Below are 13,807 nucleotides of genomic sequence, written 5' to 3'. Positions count from 1 at the left end.
TAAGCCTGTTACCCGAGCTTCTGCTGCGCCCAGGCTAAACCTGTTTGGTATTCAGTGGGCAGCAAGGGGACCAGTGCCAGCAAGGTTTGCTGTAAATAGGCGGCATCCGGATCATTGAGGTTCAGGTGCCCAACCTTGCGGCCTTCACGCACTTCTTTTTCATACCAGTGTAAGTGCACCAGCGGCAGGGACAGCCATTGCTGCTTAACCGGCGTACCAATCAGGTTGACCATTACGGAAGGCGTATTTACCACCGGTTTTGGCAGTGGTAACCCAAGGATGGCACGCAGATGCAGTTCAAACTGGCTGATGGAAGCCCCATTTTGCGTCCAATGGCCGCTGTTGTGAACGCGCGGTGCCAGTTCGTTGATCAACAGATGATTGCCAACGATAAAGCACTCCATCGCCATCACGCCCACGTAGTTCAGTTCGTTGAGAATGGCTGCCAGCATATGTTCCGCCTGCTGTTGCAGAGCCTGATCTGGCTGCGGCAAGGCGACGCTGGTGCGCAGAATACCTTCTTCATGCAGGTTATGCGTCAGCGGGTAGAACACCGATTGCCCATCATGACCACGCGCACCGATCAGCGACACTTCACCCGAGAAGTTGATGCCCTGTTCCACGATGCATTCGCCATAGGCATCTGCCGGTAATTCGTTTTGCTGGCCGGGGCGTATACGCCATTGACCACGACCGTCGTAACCGCCAACGCGACGTTTAACAATCGCTAGTTCACCCAATGTGGCAAATACCTGCGGCCATTCGTTTGGATTGGCCAGCAGTTGCCAGGGGGCGGTGGCCAACTGAAGTTGGTCGAGTAGTTGTTTTTGCGTCAGGCGGTCGGCCAGGCGCGGGAAGATATCGCGGTTAACAAAATTGCTGTGCGTGGCTAACTCGCGTGTTAACGCCGTCTCTGGCCAACGTTCGATCTCTGCGGTGATCACCGCTTGCTGGTAAGGGACGGCTTCCGGTTCGGCATCAAGACCTACCGGATAAACCGCAATACCTAATGGCTCGCCAGCCTGACGCAACATACGTCCTAACTGACCATTACCCAATACGCAAACCGGCTTCATGCTTCCTCCCGCGGATCTGGATTGTTCAAGACCTCATCGGTTTGCGCTTGACGCCACTCGGCCAAACGCTGTGCCAAGGCGGCGTCATGCAGTGCCAAGATCTGCGCGGCCAGCAGCCCCGCATTTGCCGCACCGGCTTTACCGATGGCGAGCGTACCCACTGGAATGCCACGCGGCATCTGCACAATGGAATAGAGGCTATCGACACCGTTCAAGGCAGCACTTTGTACTGGCACGCCGAGAACTGGAACCAGCGTCTTCGCCGCTAACATGCCGGGCAGGTGTGCCGCTCCGCCAGCGCCAGCAATGATCACGTCCAAACCCTTGGCGCTCGCCTGTTCAGCAAAACTGAACAGTTTATCTGGCGTTCGGTGGGCGGAGACGACTTCGACATGAAACGGGACTTCGAGCAGGGTTAAGACTTCAGCCGCGAACTGCATGGTGGCCCAGTCACTTTTTGATCCCATTACGATTGCGATTTTAGCCTCAGCATTGGTAGCTGAAGAAGCGTTTGCTCCCATGAGGGTATGGCTCCTGTGATTGGACAAACGTCGGCCAGTTGCCTGCAACGGCATGCCGAATGAGGGCGTAGAGCATATCATGGGTACACGGCGAGGAAAACGGTTGCGTAGACGGTTTTCCTCGTCAAAAGGGGGAATGTTTGTTTAGCCGTAAATCAGAAAGGGAATTGAATCAGCTCGACGGCATCTGCCGAGACTTTAATCATTGAGCCTTCGCGATGCCAGGCTCCCAACACGGCACGATGGGCTTCACCGCGACTTAAAGCCAGTTTATGCACTGCCGGGCGATGGGTATGGCCGTGGATCAGCCAATGGACATCGTGGCGCAATAAGGCTTGCTCAACGGCTTCTGGATTGACGTCCATAATCGCTGCGGATTTGTAGCGGTTGGTTTGCTGACTGCGTTCACGCATCTTGGCAGCAATCTTCAGGCGCCAGCGTAAGGGAAGGGCAAGAAACACTCGTTGGATCCAGGTGTTATGCACTTTTTGGCGGAACTCCTGGTAAGCCTGATCGTCGGTACACAGCGTATCGCCGTGCATGATCAGCATCCTGCGGCCATAGAGTTCGACAACTTGTTCTTCCGGCAACAGCGTCAAACCGCTGATGGCGGCAAAACGCTTGCCTAACAGGAAATCGCGGTTGCCGTGAATAAAGTAACAAGGTACACCGGCATTCTGTAGTGCCTGCAGCGCGGCGGCAATCTCGCCATGCAAAGGGGCCGGGTCATCATCACCAATCCAGGCTTCGAATAGATCGCCCAGAATATATAGCGCGTCTGCGTGAACGGCTTCACGCTGCAAAAAACGCAGAAAACCGGCAGTGATTGCCGGTTCCTGTTCGCATAAATGCAGGTCCGCGATGAACAACGTGTTCATGCAGTTGCGTTTACTCGCTGACGGTAACGCTGTTGATGACAACGTCTTCAACCGGAACGTCCTGATGCATGCCGCTACGGCCAGTTTTCACCGCTTTAATCTTGTCTACTACATCCATGCCTTCAGCCACTTCAGCGAACACACAGTAACCCCAACCTTGGGCATTCTCGCCACGGAAGTTCAGGAAATCGTTGTCAACAACGTTAATGAAGAACTGTGCGGTTGCGGAGTGCGGATCGTTGGTACGCGCCATCGCCAGAGTACCACGGGTGTTTTTCAGCCCGTTGTTGGCTTCGTTTTTGATGGTTGCTTTGGTGTCTTTCTGACGCATTCCTGGCTCAAAACCGCCGCCCTGAACCATAAAGCCATTGATAACACGGTGGAAAATCGTATTGTTGTAGAAGCCTTCACGGCAATAGCTCAGGAAGTTTTCAACGGTAACTGGCGCTTTATCAGCAAAAGTTTTGATCACGATGTCGCCGTGATTGGTGTGGAAAGTAACCATAGTTTTAGTCCTAACAAGATGAAGTGAAATGTCACACAAGGGAGGCGCGTGAGCAATCAGACCGCCTTTATAACATATCTCTATTAACGAGTCAGCAGCGGTTGGAGTGCAGCGCTGCAGAACTAGAAACGGACGTTGTCACATTAACCTGAAAGACTTAACGCTGATTTTAAGCAACTTTTAGCCAGTGAAATTGGCAATCCATGGGCTTGACCTTGCAATAGAATAGTCTTCGGGTTTCAATACGCGCAGTTAACCCGAAAAATATTGTTATCACGCACACAGACGGAATATCCCGATGCTAAAGATTTTTAATACCCTGAGTCGTCAAAAAGAGGAATTCAAACCAATTCATGCCGGTAAAGTTGGTATGTATGTGTGCGGGGTAACCATTTATGACCTGTGTCACATTGGCCATGGGCGTACCTTTGTTTCTTTTGACGTGGTGGCTCGCTACCTGCGTTATCTCGGTTATTCGCTGAACTATGTACGTAACGTGACCGATGTGGATGATAAAATCATCCGTCGTGCGGCAGAGAACGGCGAAACTTGCGATCAACTGACCACGCGCATGCTGGCAGAGATGCACGCTGATTTCGATGCGTTGCTGATCGAACGACCGGATTTAGAACCGCGTGCCACCCACCATATCAGTGAGATCATTGAGATCACTCAGCGTCTGCTTGAGCGCGAGCATGCCTACGTGGCCAGCAACGGTGACGTGATGTTCTCTATCGATAGCGATCCAGACTATGGGCTGCTCTCGCGCCAGGATCTGGAGCAACTGCAGGCCGGTGCGCGTGTAGAAATTGACGATGTAAAACGTAACCCGATGGATTTTGTATTGTGGAAGATGTCCAAACCGGGCGAACCAAGCTGGGAATCGCCGTGGGGCCCTGGCCGCCCAGGTTGGCACATTGAGTGTTCGGCGATGAACAGCAAACAGCTCGGCACCCATTTCGATATCCACGGTGGTGGCTCGGATCTGATGTTCCCGCACCACGAGAACGAGATCGCCCAATCCTCCTGTGCGCATGATGGCCCTTACGTCAATTACTGGATGCACTCCGGGATGGTGATGATCGATAAGGAGAAGATGTCCAAATCATTGAACAACTTCTTTACCATCCGCGACGTGTTGGGCTATTACGACGCCGAAACCGTGCGTTATTTCCTGATGTCGGGCCACTACCGCAGCCAACTGAACTATAGCGAAGAGAACCTGAAGCAGGCGCGAGCCTCGCTGGAACGCCTTTACATCGCGCTGCGTGGTACCGATGCCAATGCCAAACCCGCTGGTGGAGAAGCCTTTGAAACTCGTTTCCGCGAAGCGATGGATGATGACTTCAACACGCCGGAAGCCTATTCTGCGCTGTTCGATCTGGCACGTGAAATTAACCGCCTCAAGAGCGAGGATCTGGCTGCGGCAAACGGGTTGGCGGCAGAACTGCGCAAGTTGGCCAAGGTGTTGGGCTTACTGCAGCAAGAACCTGAACAGTTCCTGCAAAGCGGTGCGCAAGCGGATGATGCGGAAGTGGCAGAGATTGAAGCATTGATCAAACAGCGTAACGATGCGCGTAAGGCCAAAGATTGGGCGTTGGCAGATGCTGCCCGCGACCGGTTGAACGAAATGAATATCGTGCTGGAAGATGGCCCACAAGGGACCATCTGGCGCCGCAAGTAAGTTTACATAATAACCAAAAAGCCGGGGAGTGAGAGCAACCCGGCTTTTTTATGTCTGAGCCTCGTTGAGCAAGCGCTGGTTGACGTAATAAATTGCCTGTTCCGCATCCATTATCTTATTTACCACGTTAGTCACACCCTGACCGATAATAATCTCCGCGTGACGAAGATTGAACAATTCCCCCTGTAATCCACGGGATTCGCGGATGCCGGTCGCCGGATTATCCCGCAATAGGTTGAACCACGGATAGAGGTGCAGAATACGCTGGTTTTGGTAGATGCTGTGATGAGCACTGTTACCGCCCAGTAGCACCAAGTGCTCGGTAATTTCTGCTGAATATAGCCAATGGAAGAACTGTTCGGCCTGCACTTTCTTATTGCTAAAACGGGACATCCCCAACAAACCGCCGCCCATTTGTGGGAGATTACCCGGCACAGGCGCATAGCCAATAGCGGTTGATAAAGGGCTATGAGCGACGTCGTTAAACAGGTTCATATACATGATTAACATCGCCAGTTGGCCCTGCTCAAATTGAGTTACTGAGGCGTTCCACCATTCACTTTTCAGATTTATGGTGACGCTAAGTTGCTGCAAATATTGCTGCAAGGCCTGAATGGCAACCGAGGGCTCAAGCTGTATTGGCTTATCCTGATGAACCAACCGTCCCCCCAAAGCGTAGTAACGCAGTAGATATTCGCTGGCAATCAACCCTGAACTGCCGAGGGTGGTAGATGAGCCAATTGGACGCAGCGGATTATCTGGTTGGTGAGTAGCAGTGAAAAAGGCAGTAATAGCATCAAATTCTTCGAAATTAGTTGGGATTTTCAGCTCGTTACCTGATTTTTCATAGAACATGCGTTTGAGTGTGGGGTCTTCAAACAGATCTCGGCGATAGAACAGGAGCTGTGTGCTGGCATCAAAGGGTAATGCGTAGGCTTTTCCTTCTATCAGACTGAAATGGTGGTTGATTTCGGCAGAGAAGTTATCCAGTAATGCGGGTAATTGAGGCGCAATTTCCGCTAATGGCATCAGCATTTTTTCCGCGAACCACGGGAAGCAGGCGATATCGATACGCAACAAATCGTAATACGGATGCAGATGCAGATTGGATAGGATTTCGAACACTTCGTCATACGGATACACGGCGAGGTTAACCTTGATACCCGTTTGGCGATAAAAGTGTGGTAACAGTTTCTTTAGTGCGTCGGTTGAAGGGCTTGGCAGGATCAGCATGTTCAAGGTTTCATCCCGACCAGATACGGTTGCTGTGGGGCGAATATCGAGGGCAAATCCGTGGTTAGCGATAATCTGTTCCGTGGGTTGTGGCTCTGTGGCACAGATAAAACGGGCTATTTCCGCTCCCAATCGGGTGTAGTTCATTTGATAGCTATATTGATTGGCTATAACCGCCGGATTGTTATCGCTCAATTGCCAGATCGCAGGGCAGGGTTCAGTGCTGCCCAGATAGGCTGCTTGGGTCAAGCAACGGCTTTTATCACTGTCTTGGGCTACCAATACTTGTGGTGGCTGACCATCAAAAAAGTCGAAAGCTGCGGTATGGCACTCGCTGGCTGGCGAAGGGATGACACGCAACTGGGTCGATGGACTTAACCGAGTCAGGGTATCCGTTAATGTTGCGACAAAAAGTTGGCTGTTGGTGTAAGCGAGAGGTTCGCAAAGTACGCCAACTTGTTGGGGGTGCTCGCGAGCGATCTCTATGGCGATCGCCTCGGCAGCTTGGGCATAATCGAGACTAAATCTGGCCTGAGCCTGCAATGGGTGGCGATAGACAAACAGGATCCTCTCTTTGGGCAAGCGCAGAGTCTGGTAATAGATCTCACTGTCTGCAAGACAGGATACTGTAATAACCGTTTGGTAGGATTTAGCGGCCAGTGTTTGTAAGATATCTGTTTCCGCAGAGGGAATATCGTTGGTGATGTATAGATCCAGATCGTCAGCAAAAGAAGCCCGTAACGACTGCCGCAATCCGCAGTAGAGTTGATGATACTGCTCGGTGTTGATATGGGGGAGTATCAGCGCGGCACCACTGTTTTTGCTGGTGCGCAAGGATTGCGCCTGGGCGTTGATCTGATAACCCATTTGCTGGGCTGCCTTTTTGACCGCTTCAATTTTCTCAACACTGACATTGCCGCGTCCGTTCAGCACGTTGGAAACTGTACCGTGTGAAACCCCTGCCAACTTTGCTATATCCTTGATAGTCGCCATTTTTCTCATCACGTTGACCAGCCTGTTTTGATGCTACCACTGGTGTGGATACATCGCTATCTCGATTTTCCTTTAGCTCAAGAGATTGGATCGTTCCATAAATTAGTGGTCATTTAACGCTCTTTATTTGAAGTAGACATCAATCATCTTCAATATTTCCATTAGGATGATTATTATTTTTAATTAATTGATAATTATTGATTTAATTTAAATATTTTGAAGGGGCTCACCAAAGTGACTTGAACCAGTTGTGCATTTTTTATTCCCATTCATATTATTGACACGTTCCAAAATTAAAATAACTACGCTAGACAAAGTGTTTCGGAACGAAAAATCAATGAGTTAATAAATAAAAGGATAAAAAATGAAACTGCACTTCCTAGGATCGGCAGCCTCTGAGGGGATCCCTAATCCGTTTTGCCGCTGTGAGCACTGTCAACAGGCCCGATTTCTGAAAGGGAAAGATATACGTACCCACTCTTCCGCGATTATTGATGACGTGATGTTGATCGATGTGGCCCCAGAGTTTAGCCAGCAACTGTTGCGTGATGGCCTGGATGCCAGTGGGTTTACCGATCTGCTGTTTACCCATACTCATCCCGACCATTTCAACGTAGGCGAGTTGTTCAGCCGGATGGAGGGTTATGGGTTCAATATCGATCATCCGTTGGAGATCTTTGGTAATGACCGAGCCATTAATGGCTGTGCAGCGGTGTTGCCGGGCTACAGCAAGCAGCGATTTGCCTTCCATTGCCTGGTGCCTTTCGTCACCGTTGAAAGCCATGGCTATAAGATCACGCCGTTGCTGGCCAACCATGCAAAATGGGAGCTGTGCTACCTGTATGTGATCGAAAAAGCTGGCAAAGCAATCCTATACGGTCATGACTCGGGCTGGTTTCCTGAGCTCACCTGGCAATGGCTGCAAGGGAAGGTGTTGGATTTGGTAGTGCTGGAATGTACCTATGGCTTTAACGGTGACGCTCGTACCGACAACCACATGAGCCTGGAAACGGTTTTTGCTGCTCAGGAAAAACTGCATGCCATGAAATGCTTACGTGCCAGCAGCCAGATCGTGGTGTCCCACATTTCTCACAGCGGTAAGTTGCTGCATGAAGAATTGGTGGCAGCTTGCCGGGGAAAAAACATTACTGTTGCGTATGACGGCCTGACAGTTAGCGCTGAATAGAGGAGATAGCCAATGGACTATAACAAAACACCTCGGCTGCTGATCATGATGTTTGTGCAGTATTTCATGCAGGGTGCCTGGAACATGACGATGGGACTGGTGCTAAGCACCTACGGCATGGCCACCATTATCGGTTCTTCTTATGCGTTACTGGGATTGGCAACCATACTCTCGCCGTTGTTTATCGGTATGGTAGCGGACCGTTTCTTCGCTTCACAGAAAGTGATGGGGGTCCTGCATTTGATTAACGCAGCAGTGATCCTCTGTGTACCGCAGTTTATCGAAGCACATGATACTACCATGACTTTGATGATGATCTTCCTGGTGGGACTGTTGTTCTATCCTACAACGGCGTTGGCTAATAGTATCAGCTTTAGTCATATCAACGGTGTGAAGTATTTTCCGGTTATCCGCGTATTTGGCACATTCGGCTTTATGGCGATTGGTTTTATCATCGGGCAGATGGGGTTCTCAGGCGATACTATGACTTGGTATATCGCTTCTGCTGCCGGGATTGTACTGGGTCTGTATTGTTTTACTTTGCCAGATACCCCACCGAAGGCCAAAGGCAGCAAATTCACCCTGCGTGATTTATTGTGTCTGGATGCGTTGTCGTTATTTAAAGATCGCAACTTCTCCATTCTGATGTTAAGCATCTTTGTGTTGATGATCCCCAAGACTGCCTATTCCGCCTATATTCCGGTATTCCTCAAGGCACTGGGTTTTGATAACGCAGCTTCAATGATGCAGGTGGGGATTGCTTGCGAAGTGATCTTTATGTTCCTGCTTTCTTTCTTCCTGCTTAAAGCGGGTTTCAAAATCACTCTGATGATGGGGGCGGTGTGTTGGATCATCCGTTCGATATTCTTCTCCCAGGCAGCGATTGACGGTAACGTGATGTTTGTCCTGATCGGTTTGATGTTGCAGGGTTTCTGCTGGGACTTCTTTTTTACAGTTGGCGATATCTATGTTGACCGTAAAGCACGGCCAGAAATCAAAGCTCAAGCCCAGAGCCTGCGCTTTATTGTCTCTAACGGTTTTGGTTTGCTATTCGCCTCAACCATTTGTGGGAAGATTTTTAATAACACAGTGACGGAACAGGGCTCGCAAGCATTGCCGCAATGGGAAAGTTTCTGGTTATTCTCCGCGATTATCGCGGCGGTTGTTTCGGTATTCTTCTTTATATTCTTCAAGGACGACCTTTCCAAAGAGAAAACATCGGTGGCACTAAAACCCGCCAAGCAATAGCGCTGCGGTAACAAAGGGGAGCAATATGGACGGCTGGTTATCGGTGCTCGGCGGGGTAGGGCCACTGCATTTGGCGACGGTAGCCAAGATAGTTGCGGCGTTTGTGCTGGGCGGCGTGATTGGGTTGGAACGTGAATCCAAGGGCAAGCCTGTCGGGTTTAAAACCTGCGTGATTATTGCCGTTGCCAGCTGTGTTTTAACGGTGGTGTCTATTCAGTCTGCAGAGTATTACGCTGAGATCTCGGCCAATATTCGCAGTGATCCTATGCGTTTGGCGGCACAGATTATAAGTGGGGTAGGTTTCCTGGGGGCTGGAGTGATATTGCACCGTCGTGACGATGCTATTTCAGGCCTGACAACCGCCGCTATAGTCTGGGCATCAGCTGGGGTTGGCATAGCTTGCGGGGCCAGTTTCTATCTGCATGCGTTACTGGCGACGGCACTGTTCCTACTGGCAATAAAGCTAAGCCCGCAAATTGTCCTGCTGCAATCAAGACACCAGCAGTTGGGTAAGGTCAAAGTCCGTTTGATACTCGATGGGCAGGAAGGGCTGCCGTCGCTGATGGCCGGGCTTAACCAGCAGAAAAACGTCATTGACGCGATAACGATACGCGACATCAAGAAAGATAAAATAGAAGTGAATCTTAAACTAACGGTAAGGAGACGGACGACATTGCATGAACTATATGGCACGTTACACGGTATAGAGCATGTTTGCTCTGTCGCCTTGGAGCATTAAGCCGTTTTACAAGAACCAAAAAGCCGGGAAGCGAGAGCAACCCGGCTTTTTAATGGCGCTGTAGGATCAGGCTTTAACGGTAACGCTCATGCCTTTATAGCTGACTTTCTGGCCATCAACAATTTTGCAGCGCTTACGCGTTTCGACCTGACCATTAACTTTCACCAGCCCTTCGGCGATGACTTCTTTGGCGGCACCACCGCTCTCACACCAGCCCTGAAACTTCAGCAGATCGCACAGTTCGACGTGGGGGTGATTTTCCAGATTAAAAATTTCCATACTGCCTTAACTTAGTTAGGTTGAACGTCGTGATATTCCTCGCAGGCCTGCAAGGTATTCTGGATCAGTGTAGCAACGGTCATTGGGCCAACGCCACCAGGAACCGGAGTTATGTAGGCCGCGCGTTCGCTCGCGGCTTCAAAATCTACGTCGCCGACCACTTTACCACTTTCCAGACGGTTGATGCCGACATCCATCACGATCGCGCCGGGTTTAATCCAATCACCGGGAATAAAGCCCGGTTTGCCCACTGCCACGATCAGCAGATCGGCATGCTCGATATGGTGGCGAAGATCCTTGGTAAAGCGGTGTGTGACGGTTGTGGTGCACCCGGCCAGCAGTAACTCCATGCTCATCGGGCGGCCAACAATGTTAGAAGCACCCACCACTACGGCATTAAGGCCATAGGTATCAATGTTATAACGCTCAAGCAGAGTGACAATGCCTCGTGGGGTGCAAGGGCGCAGTTTGGGAGCGCGTTGGCACAGACGGCCAACATTGTAAGGGTGGAAACCATCAACATCCTTATCCGGAAGGATGCGCTCCAGTACCTTGACGTTATCAATACCTGCTGGCAACGGCAGTTGTACCAAGATGCCGTCAATTTCGCTGTCGGCATTCAGTTTATCGATCAGAGCCAACAACTCAGGCTCGGTGGTAGCGGCAGGTAGATCGTAAGAGCGAGAAATAAAACCCACTTCCTCGCAGGCTTTACGCTTACTGGCGACATAAATCTGTGAGGCCGGATTCTCGCCCACCAGCACCACCGCTAGACCAGGCGCACGTTTGCCTGCCGCCAGACGTTGCTTAACTTGCTCAGCCACTTCGTTTCTAACCTGCTGCGCAATCGTTTTACCATCAATAATCTTTGCTGCCATCAGTGAGGAAATCCATCATTTGAGAAAAGCGGGGATGACGCTATTTTGTCAGAAGAGAGGCGCGCTGTCAGGCCTTGAATCAGGGTTATGTTGAGATTCGGCTGATGATTGCGTTGCGATTCATACTTTTCCCTTAGAGATTGCTGGTATTTCACATGATGCGCGCCTTTTAGACTTAATCTGGCTGTGAGGATTTGTAAGTCTGATGACAAAGAGAGTTTCAACCCGAGATACTCGGGCGTAAATTGTTTCGCGCTTGGTAGGCCAACAAAAATTTGCGTTTGGCAAATTAGTTGGCAATTTATACTCTAAATAATTCAAGTTGCATGTAGGCGGCAAGACCGAGAGTTGCCAGGAGCATAGCCCACTATGTGACTGGTGCGAACGGACGTAGCCAACACCCATGCAGCTTGAAGTATGACGAGTATATACAGCTAACTCCATCTGCACTCACTGCCAGCAGCCTGAGGGGCGCGACAGTGGCACAGCGATTAGCTTTTAACTTTTCTGTAGATCAGCAGTACCACCAAAGCGCCGATTACGGCCACGACAAAGCTTCCCAAGTTGAAGCCATCCACTCGGCCCATACCAAAGAATGTACTGATATAGCCACCGACCAGCGCCCCCACAATCCCCAACAGAATGGTCATGATTATTCCGCCACCATCTTTTCCGGGCATGATCCACTTGGCCAGAATACCGGCAATTAAACCAAAGATGATCCAAGAAATGATACCCATTGTTGTTTCCCCCTTCTTGCCCGTTGTTAGATATGACCAATTTATCGCTACGTTACTCGGCCCAAGTCTGTGCTTCGCTATTTCAGGGCCAGCGCAAGCGCTGTTAAAAAGCGCATTGCGCTTTTGTCATATAACCCGAAATATTCTGAGTATAGTCATCTATTTTGTCATAGATGCTAGGCAGTGCACCTTAATTGCCTGCGGTGCAGCCACAACCCCATAGGCAGGGACAGTTTACGCGCAAATGACCGCCAGCAACGAAGCGTAATGTAGGTAACTAAACGAAGTAATTCGGTATAAGTAGTGTTATTGCAATCATTGTGTTACGCCGTCTATTTACTGCTGTTATGTGCGAAAAATCGCCATAAAACACGCTTGGTGCTGTTCCCACAAGAAAAGGCATTGACTCGATGACCTCTGACCGTATAATCCAAACCCGCAACCTTGGTTGCCGCATCCCAATGCGCCCTTAGCTCAGTTGGATAGAGCAACGGCCTTCTAAGCCGTAGGTCACAGGTTCGAGCCCTGTAGGGCGTACCATTTTTACTTCTCCCAACGTCTTCTACCAAACCCCCTTATAATGCAGGCTACAGCCTTTCTAAAGTCCACTATGGTGTACTGAGTTATCTCAAAATCTACTCTCATCAGGGGGCATAATAGGGGGCATTATGTGTTCGATCTTTGAGGTGCCCCCAAATGAAGTTGAATGCAAGGCAGGTAGACTCAGCCAAGCCTAAAGAGAAAACATACAAGCTCGCTGATGGCGGCGGTTTGTATTTGGAGGTTTCAACTAGCGGTTCTCGTTACTGGCGCCTCAAATATCGATTTGACGGGAAAGAAAAACGTCTTGCGTTCGGAGTCTATCCTGATGTTTCTCTTGCTGGTGCTCGAATCAAACGAGAAGAAGCAAAAAAGCTTTTGGCTGCAGGAATTGACCCTTCAGAAGAGAAAAACAAGCCAGAAAAGTCAATGTAGAAAACACCTTTGAAGCACTGGCCAGAGAGTGGCACGCCTACAAAGTGCCGAACTGGTCTAAGGGCTATGCCGAAGATCTGATGGAGTCTTTCGAAAAAGATATTTTCCCCTTCATCGGCAAGCGGCCCGTTGCTGATATCAAACCCCTTGAGGTTCTGGAGGCGCTGCGCAAGTTAGAGAAGCGCGGCGTTCTCGACAAGATGCGCAAAATTCGTCAGGCCTGCAGCCAGACGTTCCGTTATGCGATCGTTACCGGCAGGGCAGAGAATAACCCGGCCAGCGAGTTAGCGGGGGCGCTCGCGATCCAAAAGCATAAGCATTATCCGCACCTGGTAGCGGCAGAGTTCCCTGATTTTCTTCAATCCCTCAATGAGTACACCGGTACCAAAGCCGCCTCGAGAGCGACCCAACCCATGACAACTGAGTTCATCGGGGTGTTTTTTTTAGCTCCTGCAGCGGCTTTCAGTGCCCGAATGTTACTGCCATCCAACGCGATAGCATCCCAGTCAACCAACATTTTCGCATCAAGTATCTGAAGTAATTTATTGAAAATACCGTTTATTATTCCAGCCTTGGACCACTGATTAAACCGGTTGTAAATTGTTTTCCAGTGACCATAACGTTCAGGCAGGTCCCGCCAGGGAGCACCTGAACACAGCACCCAAAATATGCCATTCATCACTTGCCTGTGCTCAAGATAAGGACGACCGGCCTTAGAAATGCTTCGTTCAGGCGGCAACAAGGGGAAAATCAACGTCCAAGCGTCATCGGGAAAATCGTAACGAGCCACGTAAAAGACTTCTTCTGGTTAAAATAGGTGTTGGATTGTACAAAAAATAATTACGGGACACAGCCTAATCAACGGGGTGCAG

General features: G+C 50.1%; 12 protein-coding genes, 1 tRNA gene and 2 pseudogenes. 6 read left to right on the top strand and 9 right to left on the bottom strand.

The features are described 5' to 3' along the window. Positions 1-8 precede the first annotated feature (8 nt). From purK to ppiB, 4 genes are all read right to left on the bottom strand, one after another. The gene (purK, locus tag SAQUA_RS17635) at positions 9-1,076 is read right to left on the bottom strand and encodes a 5-(carboxyamino)imidazole ribonucleotide synthase (protein ID WP_380674865.1); all 1,068 of its coding nucleotides are present in this window, start codon (positions 1,074-1,076) and stop codon (positions 9-11) included. Continuing rightward, a complete protein-coding gene (gene purE / locus SAQUA_RS17630; protein WP_380674867.1) occupies positions 1,073-1,597 on the bottom strand; it encodes a 5-(carboxyamino)imidazole ribonucleotide mutase in 525 nt (174 codons plus the stop codon). The genes purK and purE overlap by 4 nt, the downstream gene beginning before the upstream one ends. A gap of 155 nt (positions 1,598-1,752) precedes the next feature. Next, a complete protein-coding gene (locus SAQUA_RS17625) occupies positions 1,753-2,475 on the bottom strand; it encodes a UDP-2,3-diacylglucosamine diphosphatase (protein ID WP_380674869.1) in 723 nt (240 codons plus the stop codon). Positions 2,476-2,485: 10 nt separating this feature from the next. Beyond that, complete coding sequence (gene ppiB / locus SAQUA_RS17620) at positions 2,486-2,980, bottom strand: peptidylprolyl isomerase B (RefSeq protein ID WP_380674871.1); 495 nt, start codon at positions 2,978-2,980, stop codon at positions 2,486-2,488. A gap of 298 nt (positions 2,981-3,278) precedes the next feature. Here ppiB and cysS point away from each other — a divergent pair, with 298 nt between their 5' ends. Further along, the gene (cysS, locus tag SAQUA_RS17615; protein WP_380674873.1) at positions 3,279-4,664 is read left to right on the top strand and encodes a cysteine--tRNA ligase; all 1,386 of its coding nucleotides are present in this window, start codon (positions 3,279-3,281) and stop codon (positions 4,662-4,664) included. 48 nt (positions 4,665-4,712) lie between these two features. On the opposite strand, the gene SAQUA_RS17610 is transcribed toward cysS, so the two are convergent. Continuing rightward, positions 4,713-6,890 carry an extracellular solute-binding protein gene (locus tag SAQUA_RS17610; protein ID WP_380674875.1) on the bottom strand — a complete coding sequence of 726 codons (2,178 nt, stop codon included), beginning with the start codon at positions 6,888-6,890 and terminating at the stop codon, positions 4,713-4,715. Between the two features lie 364 nt (positions 6,891-7,254). On the opposite strand from SAQUA_RS17610, the gene SAQUA_RS17605 reads away from it, so the two are divergent. From SAQUA_RS17605 to SAQUA_RS17595, 3 genes are read left to right on the top strand one after another with little or no spacing between them, the layout of a single operon-like run. Next, positions 7,255-8,076, top strand: a complete 822-nt coding sequence (locus SAQUA_RS17605) for an MBL fold metallo-hydrolase (protein WP_380674877.1) — start codon at positions 7,255-7,257, stop codon at positions 8,074-8,076. 12 nt (positions 8,077-8,088) lie between these two features. After that, positions 8,089-9,324, top strand: a complete 1,236-nt coding sequence (locus SAQUA_RS17600) for an MFS transporter (RefSeq protein WP_380674879.1) — start codon at positions 8,089-8,091, stop codon at positions 9,322-9,324. Between the two features lie 25 nt (positions 9,325-9,349). Further along, positions 9,350-10,063, top strand: a complete 714-nt coding sequence (locus SAQUA_RS17595; RefSeq protein WP_380674881.1) for an MgtC/SapB family protein — start codon at positions 9,350-9,352, stop codon at positions 10,061-10,063. A gap of 66 nt (positions 10,064-10,129) precedes the next feature. On the opposite strand, the gene ybcJ is transcribed toward SAQUA_RS17595, so the two are convergent. The 3 genes from ybcJ to SAQUA_RS17580 all read right to left on the bottom strand — a co-directional run bounded on the left by ybcJ (position 10,130) and on the right by SAQUA_RS17580 (position 11,960). Then, positions 10,130-10,342 (bottom strand): ribosome-associated protein YbcJ, encoded by a 213-nt coding sequence (ybcJ, locus tag SAQUA_RS17590; RefSeq protein WP_380674883.1) that lies wholly within the window; start codon positions 10,340-10,342, stop codon positions 10,130-10,132. An 11-nt stretch (positions 10,343-10,353) separates the two neighbouring features. After that, positions 10,354-11,220 (bottom strand): bifunctional methylenetetrahydrofolate dehydrogenase/methenyltetrahydrofolate cyclohydrolase FolD, encoded by an 867-nt coding sequence (gene folD, locus SAQUA_RS17585; RefSeq protein ID WP_380674885.1) that lies wholly within the window; start codon positions 11,218-11,220, stop codon positions 10,354-10,356. A gap of 491 nt (positions 11,221-11,711) precedes the next feature. After that, the gene (locus SAQUA_RS17580) at positions 11,712-11,960 is read right to left on the bottom strand and encodes a GlsB/YeaQ/YmgE family stress response membrane protein (RefSeq protein WP_380674887.1); all 249 of its coding nucleotides are present in this window, start codon (positions 11,958-11,960) and stop codon (positions 11,712-11,714) included. A 463-nt stretch (positions 11,961-12,423) separates the two neighbouring features. On the opposite strand from SAQUA_RS17580, the gene SAQUA_RS17575 reads away from it, so the two are divergent. After that, positions 12,424-12,500, top strand: a tRNA-Arg gene (locus tag SAQUA_RS17575). 156 nt (positions 12,501-12,656) lie between these two features. Further along, positions 12,657-13,345: pseudogene (locus SAQUA_RS17570) on the top strand (tyrosine-type recombinase/integrase); the annotation flags it as partial. Here the strand turns inward: SAQUA_RS17570 and SAQUA_RS17565 are convergent. Beyond that, positions 13,310-13,725, bottom strand: a pseudogene (locus SAQUA_RS17565) (IS5 family transposase); the annotation flags it as partial. The pseudogenes SAQUA_RS17570 and SAQUA_RS17565 sit on opposite strands and share 36 nt — an antisense overlap. Between the last annotated feature and the right edge of the window lie 82 nt (positions 13,726-13,807).

The sequence above is a fragment of the Serratia aquatilis genome (assembly GCF_044865145.1).
GTDB lineage: Bacteria > Pseudomonadota > Gammaproteobacteria > Enterobacterales > Enterobacteriaceae > Chania > Chania aquatilis.
The sequence above is the reverse complement of the archived record's forward strand: the minus strand, read 5'-3'. Positions and strand labels throughout refer to the sequence as shown.